Annotated in this window: 15 protein-coding genes; 13 read left to right on the top strand and 2 right to left on the bottom strand. The window is 59.7% G+C overall.

What is annotated here, in order from left to right:
• Positions 1-150 precede the first annotated feature (150 nt).
• Genes PVV54_RS17000 through PVV54_RS17015 form a run of 4 tightly spaced genes read left to right on the top strand, consistent with a single transcriptional unit; the run spans position 151 to position 5,718 of the window.
• On the top strand, positions 151-1,314 hold the full coding sequence (locus tag PVV54_RS17000; protein ID WP_274906379.1) for an isovaleryl-CoA dehydrogenase: 1,164 nt from the start codon (positions 151-153) through the stop codon (positions 1,312-1,314).
• 19 nt (positions 1,315-1,333) lie between these two features.
• Positions 1,334-2,941 (top strand): carboxyl transferase domain-containing protein, encoded by a 1,608-nt coding sequence (locus PVV54_RS17005; protein WP_274906380.1) that lies wholly within the window; start codon positions 1,334-1,336, stop codon positions 2,939-2,941.
• 3 nt (positions 2,942-2,944) lie between these two features.
• Positions 2,945-3,760, top strand: a complete 816-nt coding sequence (locus tag PVV54_RS17010) for a gamma-carboxygeranoyl-CoA hydratase (protein WP_274906381.1) — start codon at positions 2,945-2,947, stop codon at positions 3,758-3,760.
• Complete coding sequence (locus tag PVV54_RS17015) at positions 3,757-5,718, top strand: acetyl/propionyl/methylcrotonyl-CoA carboxylase subunit alpha (RefSeq protein WP_274906382.1); 1,962 nt, start codon at positions 3,757-3,759, stop codon at positions 5,716-5,718. The genes PVV54_RS17010 and PVV54_RS17015 overlap by 4 nt, the downstream gene beginning before the upstream one ends.
• A gap of 43 nt (positions 5,719-5,761) precedes the next feature.
• Here the strand turns inward: PVV54_RS17015 and PVV54_RS17020 are convergent, their stop codons facing one another.
• On the bottom strand, positions 5,762-6,469 hold the full coding sequence (locus PVV54_RS17020; RefSeq protein ID WP_274906383.1) for a LexA family protein: 708 nt from the start codon (positions 6,467-6,469) through the stop codon (positions 5,762-5,764).
• A gap of 87 nt (positions 6,470-6,556) precedes the next feature.
• Between PVV54_RS17020 and PVV54_RS17025 the strand changes: the two genes are divergently transcribed.
• Positions 6,557-6,868 carry a DUF6124 family protein gene (locus tag PVV54_RS17025; RefSeq protein ID WP_274906384.1) on the top strand — a complete coding sequence of 104 codons (312 nt, stop codon included), beginning with the start codon at positions 6,557-6,559 and terminating at the stop codon, positions 6,866-6,868.
• Between the two features lie 428 nt (positions 6,869-7,296).
• Positions 7,297-7,812: a DUF4880 domain-containing protein gene (locus PVV54_RS17030; protein WP_274906385.1), complete on the top strand. Its 516-nt coding sequence runs from the start codon at positions 7,297-7,299 to the stop codon at positions 7,810-7,812.
• Here PVV54_RS17030 and tssM read toward each other — a convergent pair whose 3' ends face one another.
• Positions 7,813-11,277 (bottom strand): type VI secretion system membrane subunit TssM, encoded by a 3,465-nt coding sequence (tssM, locus tag PVV54_RS17035; RefSeq protein ID WP_342456599.1) that lies wholly within the window; start codon positions 11,275-11,277, stop codon positions 7,813-7,815. It abuts the gene before it with no gap.
• Positions 11,278-11,621: 344 nt separating this feature from the next.
• Here tssM and PVV54_RS17040 point away from each other — a divergent pair, with 344 nt between their 5' ends.
• The 7 genes from PVV54_RS17040 (at position 11,622) to PVV54_RS17070 (ending at position 21,082) form a co-directional block, all read left to right on the top strand.
• The gene (locus PVV54_RS17040) at positions 11,622-13,715 is read left to right on the top strand and encodes a type VI secretion system Vgr family protein (protein ID WP_274906386.1); all 2,094 of its coding nucleotides are present in this window, start codon (positions 11,622-11,624) and stop codon (positions 13,713-13,715) included.
• Positions 13,712-14,614, top strand: coding sequence for a hypothetical protein (locus tag PVV54_RS17045; RefSeq protein ID WP_274906387.1), 903 nt, complete (start codon positions 13,712-13,714; stop codon positions 14,612-14,614). Before PVV54_RS17040 ends, PVV54_RS17045 begins: the two co-directional genes overlap by 4 nt.
• Positions 14,611-17,805, top strand: coding sequence for a T6SS effector BTH_I2691 family protein (locus PVV54_RS17050; protein WP_274906388.1), 3,195 nt, complete (start codon positions 14,611-14,613; stop codon positions 17,803-17,805). Before PVV54_RS17045 ends, PVV54_RS17050 begins: the two co-directional genes overlap by 4 nt.
• 88 nt (positions 17,806-17,893) lie before the next feature.
• Positions 17,894-18,697, top strand: coding sequence for a DUF6708 domain-containing protein (locus tag PVV54_RS17055; protein ID WP_274906389.1), 804 nt, complete (start codon positions 17,894-17,896; stop codon positions 18,695-18,697).
• A complete protein-coding gene (locus PVV54_RS17060; protein ID WP_274906390.1) occupies positions 18,694-18,951 on the top strand; it encodes a PAAR domain-containing protein in 258 nt (85 codons plus the stop codon). Before PVV54_RS17055 ends, PVV54_RS17060 begins: the two co-directional genes overlap by 4 nt.
• A gap of 26 nt (positions 18,952-18,977) precedes the next feature.
• A complete protein-coding gene (gene icmH / locus PVV54_RS17065; protein ID WP_274906391.1) occupies positions 18,978-19,838 on the top strand; it encodes a type IVB secretion system protein IcmH/DotU in 861 nt (286 codons plus the stop codon).
• Between the two features lie 95 nt (positions 19,839-19,933).
• The gene (locus PVV54_RS17070; RefSeq protein ID WP_274906392.1) at positions 19,934-21,082 is read left to right on the top strand and encodes a M14 family metallopeptidase; all 1,149 of its coding nucleotides are present in this window, start codon (positions 19,934-19,936) and stop codon (positions 21,080-21,082) included.
• The last annotated feature ends 118 nt before the right edge of the window (positions 21,083-21,200 follow it).

Raw genomic sequence — 21,200 nt, forward strand, 5'->3', positions numbered from 1 at the left:
AGATACTCTGGCTGAGATTTACGTTTACGTAAAGGTGATTGACAGTAGTCGAGCGCAGCCTTACGTTAACGTAAAGGTGAAAACGACGCCCGATGGCGTTTACTTAGCTACGGTGTTACCCACATTTCAAGAACAACAAGGTGCCCCCACATGCATTACCCCTCCCTGAACTTCGCCCTGGGCGAAACCATCGACATGCTCCGTGACCAGGTTCGCACCTTTGTCGCTGCCGAACTGGCCCCCCGCGCCGCACAGATCGACCATGACAACCTGTTCCCCGCCGACATGTGGCGCAAGTTCGGTGACATGGGCCTGCTGGGCATTACCGTACCAGAGGAATACGGCGGTGCCGGCCTGGGCTACCTGGCCCATGTGGTGGCGATGGAAGAAATCAGCCGCGGCTCGGCCTCGGTGGCGTTGTCCTACGGCGCGCATTCGAACCTGTGCGTGAACCAGATCAACCGCAACGGTACTCATGAACAAAAGCAGAAGTACCTGCCCAAACTGATCAGTGGCGAGCACATCGGTGCGCTGGCCATGAGCGAACCCAACGCCGGCTCCGACGTGGTATCGATGAAACTGCGTGCCGAGAAGCGCGGCGACCATTACGTACTCAATGGCAGCAAGACCTGGATCACCAACGGCCCCGACGCCAACACCTACGTGATCTACGCCAAAACCGACCTGGACAAGGGCGCCCACGGCATCACCGCGTTCATCGTCGAACGTGACTGGAAAGGCTTCAGCCGCAGCAACAAGTTCGACAAGCTGGGCATGCGTGGTTCCAACACCTGCGAGCTGTTCTTCGACGATGTGCACGTGCCCCAGGAGAACATCCTCGGCCAGCTCAACGGTGGCGTGCGCGTGCTGATGAGCGGCCTGGACTACGAGCGCGTGGTGCTCTCCGGCGGCCCGACCGGCATCATGCAAAGCTGCATGGACCTGGTGGTGCCTTACATCCACGACCGCAAGCAGTTTGGCCAGAGCATCGGCGAATTCCAGCTGATCCAGGGCAAGATCGCCGACATGTACACCCAGCTCAACGCCAGCCGCGCCTACTTGTACGCCGTGGCCCAGGCCTGTGACCGTGGCGAGACCACCCGCAAGGATGCCGCCGGGGTGATCCTGTACACCGCCGAACGCGCCACGCAAATGGCCCTGGAGGCCATCCAGATTCTCGGCGGCAACGGCTACATCAACGAGTTCCCGGCCGGCCGCCTGCTGCGCGACGCCAAACTCTACGAGATCGGCGCGGGCACCAGCGAAATCCGCCGGATGCTGATCGGCCGCGAACTGTTCAACGAAACCCGCTGAGCACAAGGGACGGGCGCACATGGCTACCTTGCACACCCAGATCAACCCGCGTTCGGCAGAGTTCGCCGGCAACAGCGCGGCCATGCTCGAACAGGTCCAGGCCCTGCGCGGCCTGCTTGCCCAGGTGGCACAGGGCGGCGGGCCCAAGGCCCAGGAGCGGCATACCTCGCGCGGCAAACTGCTGCCACGCGAGCGCATAGACCGGTTGCTAGATGCCGGTTCGCCCTTTCTCGAAATCGGCCAGCTGGCCGCCCATGAGGTGTACGGCGAAGACGTCCCCGCTGCCGGCGTGATTGCCGGCATCGGCCGCGTGGAAGGCGTGGAATGCATGATCGTGGCCAACGACGCCACGGTCAAAGGCGGCTCGTACTACCCGCTTACCGTCAAAAAGCACCTGCGCGCGCAAACCATCGCCCTGCAAAACCGCCTGCCGTGCATCTACCTGGTGGATTCGGGCGGCGCCAACCTGCCGCGCCAGGACGAGGTGTTCCCCGACCGCGAGCACTTCGGGCGCATCTTCTTCAACCAGGCCAACATGAGCGCCCTGGGCATCCCGCAGATCGCCGTGGTGATGGGCTCGTGCACCGCCGGTGGTGCCTATGTGCCGGCCATGGCCGACGAAGCGATCATGGTACGCCAGCAGGCCACCATCTTCCTTGCCGGCCCGCCGCTGGTAAAGGCTGCCACCGGCGAGGTGGTGAGCGCCGAGGACCTGGGCGGCGCCGATGTGCACTGCCGCACCAGCGGCGTGGCCGACCATTACGCCGACAACGACGAACATGCCCTGGCGCTGGCTCGGCGCAGCGTGGCCAACCTCAACTGGCACAAGCTTGGCAAGCTGCAGCGCCTGGCACCAGTGGCCCCGCTGTACGCCGCCGACGAACTGTATGGTGTGGTGCCAGCCGATGCCAAGCAACCGTTCGATGTGCGCGAGGTGATCGCCCGCCTGGTCGACGGCTCGGTGTTCGACGAGTTCAAGGCCTTGTTCGGAACCACGCTGGTATGTGGCTTTGCCCACTTGCACGGCTACCCGGTGGCGATCCTGGCCAACAACGGCATCCTCTTCGCCGAAGCCGCGCAAAAAGGCGCGCACTTCATCGAACTGGCCTGCCAGCGCGGTATTCCGCTGCTGTTCCTGCAGAACATCACCGGCTTCATGGTTGGTAAAAAGTACGAAGAAGGCGGCATCGCCAAGCACGGCGCCAAACTGGTTACCGCCGTGGCCTGCGCCCAAGTGCCAAAGTTCACGGTGATCATCGGCGGCAGCTTTGGTGCGGGTAACTATGGCATGTGCGGCCGCGCCTACGACCCACGCTTTTTGTGGATGTGGCCTAACGCACGTATTGGCGTAATGGGCGCCGAACAGGCTGCCGGGGTGTTGGCTCAGGTCAAGCGCGAGCAGAGCGAACGCAGCGGCCAGGCCTTCAGCGCCGAAGACGAGGCAAAGCTCAAGCAGCCTATCCTCGACCAGTACGAACACCAGGGCCACCCTTATTACTCCAGCGCCCGGCTGTGGGACGACGGCGTCATCGACCCGGCGCAAACCCGCGATGTGCTTGGCCTGGCGTTGTCCGCCGCACTGAACGCGCCCATCGAACAGAGCCGCTTCGGCATTTTCCGGATGTGACCCATGAGCGATTTCAGCACCCTTGAAGTAGTCCGCGACACACGTGGCTTCGCTACCCTGTGGCTGAGCCGCGAGGACAAGAACAACGCCTTCAATGCGCAGATGATCCGCGAGTTGATCGTCGCCCTCGACCAACTGGCCGAAGACACCAGCCTGCGGTTTTTGCTGCTGCGTGGCCGTGGCCGGCATTTCAGCGCCGGCGCCGACCTGGCGTGGATGCAGCAGTCCGCGCAGCTGGACTTCAACACCAACCTGGATGATGCCCGCGAACTGGGCGAACTGATGTACGCCCTGCACCGCCTGAAGGCGCCGACACTGGCCGTGGTGCAAGGTGCGGCCTTTGGTGGCGCACTGGGGTTGATCAGCTGCTGCGACATGGCCATCGGCGCCGAAGACGCGCAACTGTGCTTGTCCGAAGTGCGCATTGGCCTGGCCCCGGCGGTGATCAGCCCGTTCGTGGTCAAGGCCATCGGTGAACGCGCGGCGCGCCGCTACGCCCTTACCGCCGAACGCTTCAGCGGCGTTCGCGCCCGCGAACTGGGGCTGCTGGCCGAGGTGTACCCGGCGGGTGAGCTGGATGCCCAGGTCGAGGCCTGGGTTGACAACCTGCTGCAGAACAGCCCGCAGGCCCTGCGCGCCACCAAAGACCTGCTGCGCGAAGTCGACGACGGCGAGCTGAGCCCGGCGTTGCGCCGTTACTGCGAAAACACCATTGCCCGCATCCGCGTCAGCGCAGAGGGCCAGGAGGGCCTGCGCGCCTTCCTCGAAAAACGCCGCCCCGCCTGGCAAACCGAGCACAAGAAGGAGCCGCGCCCATGAGCCGCCCCACCCTCACTACCCTGCTGGTCGCTAACCGCGGCGAAATTGCTTGCCGGGTGATGCGTACCGCCAAGGCCATGGGCCTGACCACGGTTGCCGTGCACAGCGCCACCGACCGAGACGCCCGCCACAGCCGCGAGGCGGACATTCGCGTTGACCTGGGCGGCACCAAGGCTGCCGAGAGCTACCTGATGATCGACAAGCTGCTGGCCGCCGCCAAGGCCAGCGGCGCCCAGGCGATCCACCCGGGCTACGGCTTTTTGTCCGAAAACGCAGGCTTCGCCCGCGCCATCGAAGACGCCGGGCTGATCTTCCTCGGCCCACCGGCCAGCGCCATCGACGCCATGGGCAGCAAGTCCGCCGCCAAGGCGTTGATGGAGGCCGCGGGTGTGCCGCTGGTGCCGGGCTATCACGGCGAAGCACAAGACCTGGAAACCTTCCGCGCAGCGGCCGAACGCATCGGCTACCCCGTGCTGCTCAAGGCCAGTGCCGGCGGTGGCGGCAAGGGCATGAAGGTGGTGGAAGACGAAAGCCAGCTGGCCGACGCCTTGGCCTCGGCCCAGCGTGAAGCCCAGTCGTCATTCGGCGATGCGCGGATGCTGGTGGAAAAGTACGTGCTCAAGCCGCGCCACGTGGAAATCCAGGTATTCGCCGACCAGCACGGCAATTGCCTGTACCTCAATGAACGTGACTGCTCGATCCAGCGCCGCCACCAGAAAGTGGTGGAAGAAGCACCTGCGCCCGGGCTATCCGCCGAACTGCGTCAAGCCATGGGTGAAGCCGCCGTGCGGGCCGCGCAGGCCATTGGCTATGTGGGCGCCGGCACGGTCGAGTTTCTGCTCGACGCACGGGGTGAGTTCTTCTTCATGGAGATGAACACCCGCCTGCAAGTGGAGCACCCGGTAACCGAAGCCATCACCGGGCTGGACCTGGTGGCCTGGCAGATTCGCGTGGCCTGTGGCGAGCCGCTGCCGATCACCCAGGCGCAAGTGCCCCTGATGGGCCACGCCATTGAAGTGCGCCTGTACGCTGAAGACCCGGGCAACGAATTTCTGCCGGCCACCGGCACGCTGGCGCTTTACCGCGAGTCGGCGCCAGGCGAAGGCCGCCGGGTGGACAGCGGGGTCAGCGAAGGTGACGTGGTATCGCCGTTCTACGACCCGATGCTGGGCAAGCTGATCGCCTGGGGCCAGGACCGGGAACAGGCCCGCTTGCGTTTGCTGGCGATGCTTGACGAGTTTGCCATTGGCGGGGTGAAAACCAACATTGCCTTTTTGCGCCGCATCCTCGCCCACCCGGCGTTTGCGGCGGCCGAACTGGACACGGGTTTTATTCCACGCCATCAACAAGCACTGCTGCCCGCCCCGCAGGCATTGCCCGTGCGGTTCTGGGAGGCCGCGGCCGAAGCCTGGTTACAGGGCCAGGCGCCGCACCAGCGGGCCGACGATGCCTATTCGCCGTGGGCCGAGCGCAACGGCCTGCGCCTGGGCCTGCCAACGCGTAGCAGCCTGCACCTGCGCTGCGCGGGCGAGACCCAGGCCGTGGCGCTGGAGCGCAGCACAGCCTCCTCGTGGCAGCTGGACGGTGAGCAGCTCGGGCACGATGATGGCGGTGTGCGCCGTCGGTATCTTGCGGTGCGCCGTGGCGACACCTTGTACCTGCGCTGGGACGGTGAAATGCAAGCGATACAGGCCTTTGACCCGATTGCCGAGGCTGAGGCCAGCCACAGCCATCAAGGTGGGCTGGGGGCACCCATGAATGGCAGTATCGTGCGGGTGCTGGTCGAGCCGGGCCAGCCGGTGGAAACGGGTACCCCGTTGGTGGTGCTGGAGGCAATGAAGATGGAGCACAGCATTCGTGCGCCCCATGCCGGGACGGTAAAGGCACTGTTCTGCCAGGAAGGCGATATGGTCAGTGAAGGGACGGTACTGGTCGAACTGTCAGCAATCGAAGCGTAACGTTTAACGCCGTGCAGGCGCGGCATACTGCCGCGCCTGCTATCTAGAACGCCCCGTGCGCCCGCACGACTACGCCCAGATATTCGCAACCGTCCTCGCACAGCAGCGCCGGGTAGGTGCTGTTCAGTGCCCTCAGGTAGCGCTGGCCGCCTTCCTCCGCCAACTCACGGAAGATGGCAGATTTGCCCGGTAGCCGGGCAATCACCAATCGCCCGGGCTCTGCTTCAAGCCCAGGGTCCACCAGAATGCGCATGCCCTGGGGCACACTGCGGCCTGTCGCAGTGCTCATGGCGTCATTTTCCACGGTCAGCCAGTAGGCCTTGCCCTGCGCCAGGTAATCAGTCTGCTCGAACAACGCGGCCTGCTCATCCCCGGCAGCGGCCAACGCATCCCACCCCCGCACGGGGTAACGGAAACTGACCATGTACTGCATGAGGTCTACGGCTTCATCTTCGTCGACCACGGTGTAGCGGCCAGTGTCCTCGCCCACCTGGCCCAGCATGCGCAACTGCATGCTGACCTGGTAATGCGGCATGCCCAACTCGACGAATACCCGGTTCATCGAGTCCAGCCTGGGCTGGCGCCGTTTACACAACCAGTGGCCCACGCTGCCCTGGGACACCCCAACGCGTTCGGCCAGCTGCTCCTGGGAGATATCGAGCTCCTCCATCCGGTCACGGATGAGGGCAATCCATTTATCCATATTCATCGCTGGCACGATACGGACTGCTTTAGAGCGCTCAATAAACATTCTGTATTATTTATCAGAAAGCCTTCGAATACCTCAAGTATTATTATTGGGCAGCCCCTTTCTCTATTGGTCTGCACAGGTATCAGGATGAAACCACCGAAAAACCACGAAACAGAACTCGACAGCGAAGCCGCCCGCCGCGCGCTGGATTACTACCTCAACCCGAGCCCGACACGCCCCGGCGAGCGTAGCCCCATCTGGTCCCTGCACAAAGGTGTCACCCCTCAACAAGCGCATGACCATGCCATTGCGCTGCTGCGGTGTGCGGCAACCACAGCCCACGAAACAGCCCTTCATCAGGAAGGCAGTGCACGGGAACTGACTTTTGCGTTGATGCACATGATGGACATGGCCAGGGCCTTGCTGGAGCACACGCTCACTGTGCAGGACGCACCATAAAGGGCAATAAAACAGGGGAATTTAGGGCGAGAAAACGCCAAATTGCCGATACGACGACACTATCCGGTAAAAGTTTTTTACCGGATAGGTGAAAAATCATTTGACTGACAAATGATAACGATTATTATTGCACTCAGCTGGTCGCGAGATCAGCTGGATAACCTGGAGCTTAGGTCGCTCTCAGATTATCTCCTCATCAGGCTAATCACGGTTTTTGACCCGGCATTTTTGCCGGGTCTTTTTTTTGGCTCTTCAGGCTAATGAAGATCGTTGATGGCCGGCATGATAGCAAAAATGTTTCAGGGCGAGAATGCTCATTACAAAACTTTGCGGAATCAGCACTTGAGAATCAATCTCGTTTCGCCTACCCTGATTCCGCATCAAGGACGATGCCCCCACCCCTTTCCCCCTTGAGCAAGGAGCTGTCCATGAGCCGCCTGCTGCTGCCGCTTGAGCACCCAACGCCCGGAACCAGCCACGAGGCTGAAGATGCCATGTTGCACAGCCTCAAGCGCTTGCCACGGCGCGTGCAGCAAGTGTTTTTGCTCAACCGCCTTGATCAACTGGATTTTGCCAGCATCGCCTCTCGGCTCGACTTGCCGGTACGCAGTATCGAACGGCATATGAACCAGGTACTGCAAACCACACGACCGCGGGCTGATGCGGTGGCCGGTGTGGCCGGGCAATGGTACGTACGGCTGCAAAGCCCGGATGTGACGTCATGCGAACGGATTGACTTCCGCCGCTGGCTGGATGCACAACCGACCCATTTGCAGGCGTTTCATGACACCGAGTTGCGCTGGCGAGGTTTGTTGGCCCCAGCCCGGGAGCTGGGCCAGGATGGCTGGTATCGGCAAGGCCGAGCGGCCATTTCGCTGGGTGGGTGCTCTGTTGCGGTGGGCCTGGGCATGGCTGCCTTGATCATTCTGGGGTACTGCACCTGATCAGTTGGTTCTGCCAGGTAGCCCTGCCTGCAGCTCTTCGACCGAAGTTTGCTCAAACAACCGGTTCGGCACTGTAAAACCGTTGAAGAGCGCTTGGGTAATCGGGTTGAACGACTTTGCCGAGCGCAAGCGATAACGAATGATCCCGCTCCCTGCCCTGAAGCCCAGGTCCACACTGGTTTGGGTACGGCCATACAAGGCGCCACGGGTCAGCAGCCGAAACATCGACCATGGGCCCAGGTAGTCCATGTTGCTGCTGCCTCCGTTGTACCGCTGTAACGTGAGCGTGCTGCGCATTTCAGGGTGGGCCGGGTTGGGCCACTGCACACGCGTGATGATTCGAGGGCCGTGGGCGTAGGGAATTTGCTGACCGTCCAGGTCCATAAGGCTGCTGCTTTGGGTGGCGGTCAACCCCAACGGCTCAATGCTGAACTGCACGCTCAGATTACCGCGGGGGTCAAAAAACCCTTCCCGAATGCGGTCGGCTGTCGCCAGGCTGCGACGGCCCTCCACGCTCAGCCCCTCCAGGTCCTCGCCAAACAGAATGTTCAGGTAGCGTTCCTGAAATTGCTGCACCCTGCCCTTCGGCCCGATGAAGGCCTTGAAATCATCCAGGTCAGCATCAGGCCCCCTGCCCGCAAACGGGTAGCGGCCTGCCAGCCGCGCTTGAAAAAAGCCGTAGACGTCGGTTTGCCAGCGTTGTTCGACTTCCGTAAGGGCTTCGGCAAACAAGGCCCTGTTGGTCTCGCCGGCGATTTTGTTGATCTGAGTACGGAGCGGTTCAGGCAGGTCACTGGCCAATTGCTGCAATGCGGCGACGGGATCACCACCCTTTGCTGTCAGCCGTTGCACGGCAGCATCGAGTGCGGCCTTGCCTCGGTCCTGACTACGGTGCACAGCCCTGGCATGGTCGTGCACCGCACTGATGGCACGTATCAGGTCTTCATATTGGCTGGGCTGATCGCGTTTTTCTTCAAGCAGGCGGTTCAGGCCCGCAAAGGCGCGGTGAATGGTTTCAGATGAAGAGATGTGCCTTGCGCTATCAACCACTTTTTCAGGCGTCGGCTTTTGAGTATTGGCCTGCACGGTTTCCAGCAGCCGTCGCAGGGGTGCTACAGGGCCGACCAGATGCCCAAGCACCGAGACACAGTCCCGCAGGTTGTCGCAGTCAGTCATGGTCAACTCAGCCAATGCCCGCTGCCAACGGTCGATATAGCCAGCGGCATACAAGGCTTGGAACTGATTGGCCAAGGCTGCGACGTCAGGCTCGTCGAGGCGCGGATGAGCACGCTCAGCTATTGCCCACTGGTCCATCAGTGCCTCTTCGGCAAGCGGCCTGAAGTTCTCGGTGAGGTTTTCCGCTGTTGGTAATGCCTCCGGGCGCAAGAGTGCCGTTGAAAGGTCATCCGCCTGGGCTGGCCGGTAGATCAGATCAAAGACTTGCCCGATCTGCTGGCGCAGGTCCAGCTCCCCTTGCCTTTCAAGTTGCGCCGGGCGGTTGAGGTAGGCTTCCAGGCGCTGGCGCAACGGGATCTCGCGCACAGCCCGCTGAACCTCGGACACGCGCGAGTCAAACAGCGACAAGTCCGCGTCGGCATGTGCCAGCGCGTAATCCAGGTGCTGCATCAGTTCGCGCTGCACTTGGCCCTGGCCGGGGTAAAGCGTTTGCCAGTGTTTCGCCATCCAGGATTTTACCCAGCGCGCCTCGCGCTTTGGCCGATCTTCCAGCATCCGGTAAACCCGCAGCGCAGCGAGCTGTTGTTCACTGCCTGCGGCTGCCTCATCCATAGCCTGCACCGTCATGCCCGCGAGCATGGGCAGCAGGCGCTGCGACAACACCATGAGGTAGGCATCATCGATGACCGGCCCGATCACCCGGCCTTCATACAGCCCGAAGCTTGCAACCAGCGACCAGGCGCTGCGGTAATTACCGAACACTGATACGGCCGCCTGCATCTGCTTGAGGTGCACAAGCAGGTTCTGCACTGCCGCTTTGTCGTTGTTGGCCACCTCGACCTGCCGGAATATTTCTCGCTTGGCCAACACGCTTTCTGCACGGTTGCGGTTGAGGTCGAAGTAATGGTGCAAGGTTACGCCAGCCGCTGCGGCGGCCAACAGACTCAGCCCGGAGCCAAGCCACAGGTTGCGGCGTTTACTGGCCTTCACGTCATGGGAATCGTCAGCAAGTGCGGCTTCGGGATAGATGACGCGCTGGAAGAGGTGCTGGGCGAAGTAGTTGTGTTGTGTGCCCTGGGGCTCGGCGATGTTTAAAGGGTTTACCTGGAGAACAGAGGTGAGGTGGAGGCTTCGAACCGATAACGGAGCTGCATGTAGTTCGTTTGACAATGCCCCCTGAAGATAGCTACTCAGTGCCGGACAAAGCATTTTCAAACATGCCTGAAGCATTAATAGACGATGGCGTTGCTCAGCGGTAACTGATCGATGAACCCTGAGCACTGTATGCGCTTGCACTGCGCAAACAAGCGCATTGAAATACTGATCAAGTTCAATTTGCCAACAACCAGAGGCGCCGTCACCACCCGATGAAAATGTTATACCCAACAGGCTTTCTTTGCGCTGCGCATTGAAACCCTCAAGCAACTCACCAAACCCTTCAAGCACATCAACTTTTGTCAACACTATATAAAGAGGCAACCGAAGCCCCGTGCGAACATTCAATTCGCGTAGCCTTGCGCGTACTTGTTTCGCATGCGCCATTCGCACCTCATCACTCGCATGCAACAGCAATGTAACATCAACCACGAGCACCAAGCCATTTAACGGCTGTTTACTTCGATTGCCGACCAACCACCCAACCAAGTGGTTCCATAGCCTGGTTTCAGTGCCTGGTGGCAGCGTGGGCTTCTGCTCGTCACCTTCACCCTGGATCGTGAAGGCACCCGGAGGGTCAATGATCACGGCATCGCTGCCAAACCAGCAGTTCACGTCATGCGGGGCTTGCTGGGCATACCCCTGAACCTTGGCCATTCGCGTCAGGGAAAACTGCTGATTCGAACGGTCAATCAACGTGGTTTTACCCGCGCCAGGCGCACCGATTACCAAATACCACGGCAACCGGTAAAGCACACGCCGGCTTCCTGCATGGTCGAAAAATGCCGCAAGCTGCCTGTTCAAATGGCGCTCCTGCGCTTGCTCACAGGCCAGGGCAGGGTCCGCCTGTAGCGCCAGTTTCTGATCATGTTCGGCGACGAGCCGCTGGTACTTCACCCGCAACATCATTAACCAGCCAACCATTGGCAACATTACCATCACCACGCTGATTAACGTGCGTGCCGATACACTTTCCAACGGCTGCTGCCCCCTTACCACCCACTGCGGCCCAAGCCACCAGATTGCGGCAATCAACAAAGCAGCGCAGCAAGCCACCAATAATGGGATCAAATAATGTTTGCGCCCAACCAAAAACAAGAAATGGCGCCTGAAATAAATAATAAACTTCACCACCAAAGCTTCCTTTCTTGCCCATCGACTCAATCAGTTTGATTTCGAACCAGCACAAACCTCTCGCCACCAACACCGCACCCCTTTGCCGAAAAGGTTAGAGTAACGAGACCCGAGAAACAAATAAATATTCACTTACACTTTACCGCTCGACCACCCTCTTTTGCCCGCGCATGGTTTTAAAAGACACCCAACCAAGGAAAGAGGCGAGACAGAGACTTACCCAATTCACAGGAAACTTCCTACAGAAATATCAGCAGAATTGAGTCTTGCAGAGAAATTTCCTACAAAACTATTTCGCACTTCCTTCAAATATAAGCCAGCACCTTAAGCGACAAGGTGGAAACATGCCCAACCAATCCGACCTGCGTTACAGCTTCACGCCCTTGGTGGGCGGTGATTACTTTGAAGTAGTCTCGTTCAGCCTCACCGAGGCGTTAAGCAAGCCGTTCAGGCTTGAGTTGGAGCTGATCAGCTTCGAGAACGACATCAACTTCGGCCACCTGCTCGACAAGCCCGTGCTGTTTACCGTGTGGCGCGATGAACGGCCGGTGCGTTATGTCCACGGCCTGGTCAGCAGTTTCAGCCTGGGCGAGAGCGGCTTTTGCCGCACCCGTTACAAGGCTGTAGTCGAACCCCAACTGGCCCGCGCCGCACTGCGCTCTAACTGGCGCATCTTCCAGCACAAGACCGTGCCGCAAATCCTCGAACTGATGCTCAAGCGCCAGGCCATCACCCAGTACGAATTCGGCATCAGCTTCACCGCCCAGCACCCGGCCCGGGAATTCTGTGTGCAGGCCGGTGAAACCGACCTGGACTTCATTGCCCGCCTCGCCGCCGAAGAAGGCTTCGTCTACCGCTTCGAGCACACCCCCAAGCACCACAAACTGCTGATCACCGACCGCCTGCTGGCGATGGGCTTGCTTACTCGCGGCGCCATCAAGGCCGAGGATGAGGACGAAGGTTTCTACGATGACGATGGCGCACCTGTCGACCCCGACAGCGTGCTTTATCACTCAAACAGCGGTGGCCAGCAGCCCCGCCCCTGCCTGCAGCGCCTGCGCTACAGCGAACAGGTGCGCACCGCCCGCCAGGTGCAGCGCGACTACACCTTCCGCCACCCGCGCTACCGCCAGGAGCACGTGGCGGCCGGGCCGTTTCTTGAGCATCAGTCCAGCGATTACGAACGCTTCGACTACCCCGGCCGCTACAAGCGCGATGCGGTGGGCAAGGTCTTCACCGAAAACCGCGCCATCGCCCTGCGCCATGACGCCCGCATCGCCGAGGTCGAGGGTGACGACATCCGCCTGCAGCCAGGCTTGGCCTTCACCCTGCAAGGCCATCCGCGCGACGACCTCAACATGCTGTGGCGGGTCACCCGCATCACCCACGAAGGCGCGCAGTTCACCAGCCTGCAGGAAGAAGCCGCCAACGCCGTACGCGGCACGCACTACACGCAAACTGCCACACTGGTGCCCGGCATGGCCGAATGGCGGCCCGAGCCATTGCCCAAACCGCGCATCGACGGCCCGCACATGGCCACCGTGGTCGGCCCGCCCAACGAAGAAATCTTTTGCGACGAGTGGGGCCGGGTCAAGGTCAGTTTCCCCTGGGACCGGGAAAGCCGCGACAACCAGTTCAGCTCCTGCTGGGTGCGTGTTTCCCAGGGTTGGGCCGGTGGTAGTTGGGGCGCGATGGCCATCCCGCGCATCGGCCAGGACGTGATCATCCAGTACGTCAACGCCGACCCCGACCAGCCGATCATCACCGGGCGCACCTATTGCGGCAATCAGCTACCGCCCTACGAACTGCCCAAGCATAAAACGCGCATGACCATCAAAAGCCAGACCCACCTGGGGAAAGGGTTCAACGAATTGCGGTTTGAGGATGAGCTGGGGCAGGAAGAGGTGTACATCCATGCCCAGAAAGATCAGAACAACGAGGTGGGCAACGATGAAACCACGCAAATTGGTCGTAACCGCGTCGAGCAAGTCGGCAACGACGAACAGTTAAGAGTCGGCAATGACCTGCAGCAAGAAAACGGGCGTGATCGCATTCATTCAATAGGCCGTGACCATCAGGTGAGCGTCGGTAACGACTTGGTCGAGCACGTTGTTAACAACCGCTCTGAGTCAACCCAGGTCGATCATCACGTGTCAGTCGGCGGCAATAGTGAGCTGATTATCAAAGGGCAGCAGCAGGTCACTGTCGGCCAGGGCATGAGCCAACAGACAACCGTTTTTCGGCTGCAGGCTAGCGAGCGCATCGAGTTCTTGAGCCCCGGCGGCAGCATTGTCCTGGATGCCGAAGGCATCACGCTCAATGGCCTGACCCTCACCCTGCTTGGGAAAACAGAAGCAACGAAAGCAGGTTCCGGAAACACCGGGGAGCTTGATTTCAAGCCTGAAGAATCCCACCAGTGCGAGGAAACCAGCCGATGAACAGTGATGCCCTTATCGAACTGGTCGCGACTCATCTTTCTCTTGAACTGTACTGCCATGTCTTGGTTGACCCTATCGCGGTCCCCGATAACAGTGAGGACTCGCTGATCACACATCTGGCTCCATTGGGAGAAAGTGCTCTGATACGGGTGTACCGGGACGACTTGCCCCACGCCCCTCAATTGCACCCGTTACTGGCCACTCTCGCCTCTCCAGGCACGTCGCCGAGCCACTCACTTCTGGCCCTGAGCGCGCGCGCAGCACAACGTGACATTCACCGTCACAACCGCCATGTATGTGGCTGGATATTGAGTAAAGAACCCGCACCTGTAATCGCCAAGCATCTTGCCGCACTTTGCAGGTTGCCCACTAACACCAGTAATACGGTGTTCCAGCCAATCTACCAACCCATTCGCCTTGAACTACTCGCTGCAACGTTCGAACGGGTTGAGTCAGGCCCCTGGTGGCCGATCAAGCACTGGATATTTCAAACCAGCGGCGCAAAGCTGGCTGCCGTCAAGGGAGAGCCAGGGGCACGCACCGCCTTGCCGGCGCCCGCACTTCGCCTTCAGAGCGACGTTGCGCTCATCCAGAGATTCCTCTCATTGTGGCAAGCACTACGGATTGCGCCCTCACTCCCACCTTTCGCCGCCGTGCGGGCCTCCAACCTGATTGACGACGCGCGCAAGGTCGGCCTGAGCGCACCGCAAGACGTTCTTGTGCTGGCAGTTCATTACCTGTGCATACACCCGCGTCTGCACACCCTCCCCGCCATACGCAGGCACATCGAAGACGCCATCAACCAACACATAACCCTCGCAGCTTCATTTGCACGCTACAGCGAGGCGGACTGGCGGCACATGGTCACCAAACTGCCCCGACCCGAGGAGCACGCATGAGCATCAGCCAACTGATCGCCACCACCGTGGCCGAAGTCGCCCTGCCCCTCGACCAGTGCAATGCCTGTGAACGCCAGGGCTTGCCGATTCTGCCGCTGCGCAAGGCCCTGGTACCGTTCGCCAACCCGGCCGACAACGCCCGCGTCGACACCCGCCTGGGCCTGCGCACCCTGCGCATGGGCTACCTCTACGTGTTGCTCGACCAAAGCATCTGGCAGGCCTACGAAGTCACCGAACACGGCCACCTGCGCCGCTTCAACCCCTACCAACCGCCGCCCGGCCCGCCACCCGCCCTGCCCGAACGGTGCGTGAATCAGGACCATGACGTACCGTCCTGCTTCCTCAACATCGACACCGCCACCTACGGCTCGGCCTGGGTCGCCTTCTCCAGCGATGCCTGGCCCGTCAGCGTGCTGGACGCCTACAAGAACGGCGCAGCCCCCGCTCACCGCTTCGAAGGGCTGGACCTGATTCAGGCCCGTAACAACCCTGAACTGCTGGGCATGGCCATGACCCCGGACAACCTGCAGGTTGACCGGCAGGTGTTCGAATACGCCCAGCAATTACCCGGCCCGTTCGACAGCGCGCACGGCTTCCACAGCCGGCTGCTGCGCAAGACCGCCTTGCGTGGTTTCGTGGTCAACGCCATGGCCGCGCACCAACTGGAGAACGGTGTGCTGGCCATCGTGCTCGACGACACCGTGGGCCTGGCACAGGAATACAACCATCAGCGCCTGCACGAGGTGGTCCAACGCCAGACCTGGCGCGAAGACCCCATGCGCGCCTACCAACTGCAAACGTCGCAGATCCTGCAGATCATCCGTGCAACCCACCGCGAGTGGGCGGCGCAGAAAATTATTCCCAGGCACGAGCCGCACACCGGCGATGGCCCACCCATGTTCAAAGGCGCGAGCGAAGAGTACCAACGCATGGTCGATGCCGCCCAGCAGGACAGCGACGACAGGCTGGAAGAGCGCTATGACGAACCCCGCCGCGCTGCCTTTCAGGCCGAGTACGAGCAGCAGGAGGCGGTATTCCAACAACGTATCGATCAGCAGGCACGGGCCTATGTGGCCCTCTGCGAAAGCCCCGCCTTCAGGCTGATCGAACAATACGACTATGACGGTACGAACCGTGATTCAGGCATCGCCTACAGCAAGACTATGGCCACCTGCCTGGCGGGGGGTGTCACTGAAGCACCGAGCGCGGAGCCCCGCCCGCCTGCACCGGGCACCACCGAAGCGCTCTGGCTGAAGTGGTTGCAGGATCCGGACAGCCCAGCCTACCGCGCCGTACTGATGCGCGATCGCCCCCTGCTGGAGGCGTTCCTGCCCAGCTTCTCCAGCACCGAACCCGTCAACTGGAATGACAGCGAAAAACTGTACACGGCGGTGAGCAAAATCATCACCAGTGATGACGTCGGCGTGCAGTTTCGCAACCAGCTCAGGCAGGCAGTCGCCGAAACCCTGGGGGCACTCAACGGTGCCAGTCAACGCCTGCAAGCCCAACTTGCCCCCGGCATTCAACAGGCCGTACGGCGCCTGAACAGTGCCACCCAGTTGCTCTACAACGGCGTGCACCTGGTAGAGCTGCAGGTGCAGATGAAAGTCAGCGAATACTACGCCCTGCAAAGCGCGCACCTACGCAAGATGCAGAACCAGGCCAGCCAGGCCATGGCCAAGGCCCGGGAACGGCTGATGCCCAGCCTGGATGACCTGAATGACGACCTGCTGCGTAGCGCGCGCAAGGTGACCCCGATCATTCAGACCGGGTTACTGAGCCTGGCCGTGCTCGATCCAAAGGTGGCGCACACCGTGATCAATGTCAGCGTCTGGGTCGAGGGCAAGGCCGTGGACCTGCATGAGCGGCTGGCCAGGGAAGTGAAGCTCAACGTCAATCAGATGAGCCATGCGGCGCAATTGACTCTTGTCGATCTGAGTGTGGCTGCCGGTACATTGGAACCCGGCGCACGGCGGATGCTGGAGGGCATGAAGATCAGCGCTCAGCAGGCCTCACAATTGGTGCAGGAGAGTTTCACCGGGTTGCGCGGGGCGGCGGGGAGTTGGCAGTTCTTGCTGACGTTGGGAGGGATGTACCTGCTCAGTGACAGTCTTGGGAAAAATGTGAAAAAGGCTGAGCAGGAGATTGGGCAGAAGTCGATGGAAGCGAGAATGGCGCTTTACAGCTCTAGCCTGGGGATATTGGGCGGAGGTACGGAACTTTCCGGATTATTGATAAAAAAAACCAGCCCAAGCCTTTTCGCACGCGGGGAGCGGATAGTGAGGCTCGGCGCTGCAATTAGCGCTGCCGCGGGTTTATTCGATACGATTCAGGGCATGATCTCGGCACACCGGACGTCTACAACAGGTGATATAACCGCGCACAAACTTTATATGCGCTCCACGTTTTTCGCCGGACTAGGAGTGATCGCAGCAGGATTTGCTGTAGTTTTTTCTACAAAAATCATAGGACTTCTAGGTGCCTCTATCTCCCTGACATTAATTGCGTCATACCTTAACAAAGCCGCAGAAGAGAATGAATCCAAACTCCTTGAGCGTTGGGTAATGCGATGTTTTTTTGGAAAAGCTACGGAAATCCCCCGCATTCACTGGCCATCCCCTGAATATGCTGACATTGCTATTGCTGAACTGAATGCCGCAGCGCTTGGCCTCTCTGGCGACCTTAGTTTCAAAACGACTATTTCTACTTCCCCAGACCAGTCAAAGATCGGCGGCCGTGTTAGCTTAACGACCAAACAGTGGATGGAGTTCAGATTCACCCTTCCTCGCTTTAGCGAATCGACCGCAGGCTACCACTGGACACTCGTCATTCACCGGCAAGGAGACGGCAACGCGCCGACATATGCGGGCGGAGAAGTTGTCATAAATCAAAATTTTCACACCCCTCACGTTGCAACAAGGACATCTGACTCGACAAGTCTTAAACCCATCAAAACCGTACAAACCCATGACCTCAAATCGGAAACACTGATCCTGAATAGCAGCACTCAAACGGCAAAAGATGCAAGCGACGGCAACCATAGCCACAAAACCGTAACCGGCACCCTTGAGCTTGCCCCAGACCCGAACAAACACAACATTTTAGCTGCATCATTACTCATCTCATACTGGCCAGACAAATCACTACCAGAAAGCTATGGGGAAATTCTTATACAGACAAGCAAGCAATGAAAACACATATATCCTGCCACCAAAACAACGACAAGCCAACAACAAACCAAACTGACATCACTCAGTACAACTGACCGCGAGGCAAGTCATGAACCACTCTGGAAAAGCGCTACCGAAACACGAGCTCGGCTGGAAGTACGACCTACCAACTCTCAATGAAATACCCAAACTCCCGCCTGAGACAGAGAAAATTACGCCGCCACCTAATCATTGCGACGACATATATCTCGAATTCGCAAGATCAACATTTTCCACTAGAGGAATCATATTAATAATCAGCCTTACCGGTTTGATCTTCTTAGGAGTAATGATATTTTTTATGCTGAGCACCACAGTCAAACTAGGCGTATCTGACAGCTGGGACATATTACTAACTGCCCTATTAGCGACCCCGGTAGCTTTGGCCTTCATGCTCTACTTCGCAAGATTAGACCTAGCGCTTCCTCGGGACGAACCCGTGCGATTCAACAGAGCGCGAAAAAGAGTCTATTTCTACCACTACACCTCAGATGCAATACGCGTCCTTAGCCGGAAACACTGGAAGGTCGAGCCTATTGCGCACAATTGGGAGGACATCACAGCCGAGGTATACAGTGGGTACGGCGGCGCCATCGAGCATGTCATGCTGTCAGTCCGAGCCCCCCAGTCCGACAACGTGATAGACCGCTTCATCTTCGCGCACAGTCTTACTCAAGGAAAGCAATATTGGGCCCTTGCCTGCCTCTTCATGCAACAAGGACCTGAAGCCCTTCCTGACTTCTCATACGCCCCTTATGACTGGAACGATGAGCAATATTTGAACCCGATTCATCGCCTCGCCCCAAAGGTCCAATGGCCCATCGAAATGGACCTCGAATCCCGCACCGCCCCCTCCCCCGGAGAACACCCATGAGACCCGTCATCCTCGTAGGCCACACCCACGATTGCCCGATCCATGGTCAAAACTTCGTAGAAACCGGCAGCCCCCATTACACATTCAATGGCAAAGCCGTCGCCAGAGTCGGCGACCGCACCAGTTGCGGTGCAGTCATTACCAGTGGATCCCCTACGTTTCAAATTGAGGGGAAAGCGGTCGCCAGGCAAGGCGACTGCACTGACCACGGTGGCACATTGAACGGAGGGGACGAGAGTTGGCTGCTGGAATGACCCCAGGTAACCGAGAGGATTTGTTAGTGTCGAGTCCCGATGTTCCACTCAACAACAGTTACGACGTAACCGAGCGCAGTGCCCATGGGTTGCTCGAAAACTCGGCGTGGGGCGCCCCAGAACCTGAGGGAAGCGTGAATGCGCCGAGCAAAGGGTCGGAAGGTGAAATCTACGAAGGCGACATTTCCTTCCACGCCCCCAAAACTGGCTTCATGAATCCCATGTGTTCAGAGGCCTTGCCCTTTGTAAGCCTGGCCTTCCGGCTGCGCTCACACAGCTGGCACACAAATGTCGAGCGACTCCACGCCTTCGTAGCATCCCAGGTCGCTTGCACCTTGGAGGACATACAGCAATATGACTACGAACCAGAACAGCTGACGGCCTTTTCCTACAGTCTGTGCCTGTTACTCGACGAAGCCGTGATGAGCACCCCGTGGGGCAAGCGCTCACACTGGAGCCACAACCCGCTGCTTAGCGAGTTCCATCAGGATACACAGGGCGGTGAAAAGATCTTCAAACTGCTAGCGCGGCTCAAGCAAGAGCCAAAACGCTTTCAGGATTCGTTGGAGTTCATCTACATCTGCCTATGCATGGGGCTGAGGGGCAAATATGCACTGGAAGCCAAAGGTGACGAACATCTTCAAAGACTGACTGAGGAATTGAACGTCATCATCAGCGAGCTACGCGGCCCTCCCCCCGATCTGTTCCCCGACACCCTGCACAATGTAATGTCTGGCAAACCCCGCTCACGCCGCATCTGGCCATGGTGGAGCCCGCTCCTGATCTCGGCTGGCCTCATCGCTGGCCTGTACGGTTACTACAGCTACCAACTGCACCTCATCACCATCGAGGTGCTGCACGCCTTCAACGCACTTTCATTTCAATAAGCCAACCAGCGCTGCACCCGGAACCCCAAATACCCATTACCCCCAAGAAGCGGTGTACAGTACCCCCACAAAAACCGCATAAAAGGAGCCCGCCAATGACCGTGACGCTGTCCCCCCTGCACATCGACTGCGCCTTCGACGCCGGCAACATCCTGGTCCTGGACGAAACCAACCCATCCCACACCCAGCTGGCCATCCGCCCCGACACTCACAGCGGCCACTTCCAGTGGTTCCACTTCAAAGTCAGCGGCCTCACCCCGGGCCAAACCCACCGCTTCAGCCTTAACAACGCCAGCGAGTCTTCCTACAAAAACGCCTGGGACGGCTACAACGCTGTGGCGTCCTACGACCAGAAAACCTGGTTCCGCGTGCCCAGCCAATTCGACGGCAAGGCCCTGTCGTTCGAGATCAAGGCCGAGCAAGAACACATCTGGTTCGCCTACTTCGAGCCTTACCCCCGTGCCCGCCACAACCAGCTGATCGAGCGTGCCCAACAAATCGAGGGCGTCGAGCTGCTGGCCCACGGCCGCAGCGTAGAGGGCCGGGACATTCCGCTACTGCGCGCGGGTAACGGTGCAGAAGGCAAGCGCAAGCTGTGGCTGATTGCCCAGCAGCACCCAGGCGAGCACATGGCCGAGTGGTTCATGGAAGGGGTGATCGACCGCCTGCAAGCTAACGATGCCACCGTCCAGCAACTGCTGGCCAAGGCCGATCTGTACCTGATCCCGAACATGAACCCTGATGGCGCCTTCCACGGCCACCTGCGCACCAACTTCAAAGGCAAGGACCTCAACCGTGCCTGGCAGGACGCCAGTGTCGAACTGAGCCCGGAGGTGTTCTTCGCCCAGGCGCAGATGAAGCAGTACGGCGTGGATGCGTTCATCGATGTGCACGGGGATGAGGAAATCCCGCATGTGTTCACGGCGGCCTGCGAGGGCAACCCGGGGTACACCCAGCGCATAGCCAAACTTGAAGAGCAATTTCGTAGCACGCTGTGCAGCGTGACCCCGGACTTCCAGACAACGTATGGCTACACCCGTGATGAACCGGGGCAAGCCAACATGACCTTGGCGTGCAATGCCGTGGGGCAGGCGTATGACTGCCTGTCGCTGACGCTGGAGATGCCGTTCAAGGACCATGATGATGCGCCCAACAAGCTCACCGGCTGGTCGGGGGAGCGCTCGAAGGCTTTGGCGGGGGCGGTGTTGGAGACATTGCTGACAATGGTCGATGATTTGCGGTGAGCAGGCTCGGCCTGTGATTTCACAGCTGCCTGTAGGAGCGGCCTTTTGTGGGAGCGGCCTTGTGTCGCGAAAAGGCTGCGTAGCGGCCCCGGCAATATCGGCTGCGAAGCTGCAATTG

The sequence above is a fragment of the Pseudomonas sp. PSKL.D1 genome (assembly GCF_028898945.1).
Taxonomy (GTDB): domain Bacteria; phylum Pseudomonadota; class Gammaproteobacteria; order Pseudomonadales; family Pseudomonadaceae; genus Aquipseudomonas.

Coding starts and splice junctions, on each gene's coding strand:
- PVV54_RS17000 (WP_274906379.1), top strand. CDS start 151: ATGCATTACCCCTCCCTGAACTTCGCCCTGGGCGAAACCATCGACATG.
- PVV54_RS17005 (WP_274906380.1), top strand. CDS start 1,334: ATGGCTACCTTGCACACCCAGATCAACCCGCGTTCGGCAGAGTTCGCC.
- PVV54_RS17010 (WP_274906381.1), top strand. CDS start 2,945: ATGAGCGATTTCAGCACCCTTGAAGTAGTCCGCGACACACGTGGCTTC.
- PVV54_RS17015 (WP_274906382.1), top strand. CDS start 3,757: ATGAGCCGCCCCACCCTCACTACCCTGCTGGTCGCTAACCGCGGCGAA.
- PVV54_RS17020 (WP_274906383.1), bottom strand. CDS start 6,469: ATGTTTATTGAGCGCTCTAAAGCAGTCCGTATCGTGCCAGCGATGAAT.
- PVV54_RS17025 (WP_274906384.1), top strand. CDS start 6,557: ATGAAACCACCGAAAAACCACGAAACAGAACTCGACAGCGAAGCCGCC.
- PVV54_RS17030 (WP_274906385.1), top strand. CDS start 7,297: ATGAGCCGCCTGCTGCTGCCGCTTGAGCACCCAACGCCCGGAACCAGC.
- PVV54_RS17040 (WP_274906386.1), top strand. CDS start 11,622: ATGCCCAACCAATCCGACCTGCGTTACAGCTTCACGCCCTTGGTGGGC.
- PVV54_RS17045 (WP_274906387.1), top strand. CDS start 13,712: ATGAACAGTGATGCCCTTATCGAACTGGTCGCGACTCATCTTTCTCTT.
- PVV54_RS17050 (WP_274906388.1), top strand. CDS start 14,611: ATGAGCATCAGCCAACTGATCGCCACCACCGTGGCCGAAGTCGCCCTG.
- PVV54_RS17055 (WP_274906389.1), top strand. CDS start 17,894: ATGAACCACTCTGGAAAAGCGCTACCGAAACACGAGCTCGGCTGGAAG.
- PVV54_RS17060 (WP_274906390.1), top strand. CDS start 18,694: ATGAGACCCGTCATCCTCGTAGGCCACACCCACGATTGCCCGATCCAT.
- PVV54_RS17070 (WP_274906392.1), top strand. CDS start 19,934: ATGACCGTGACGCTGTCCCCCCTGCACATCGACTGCGCCTTCGACGCC.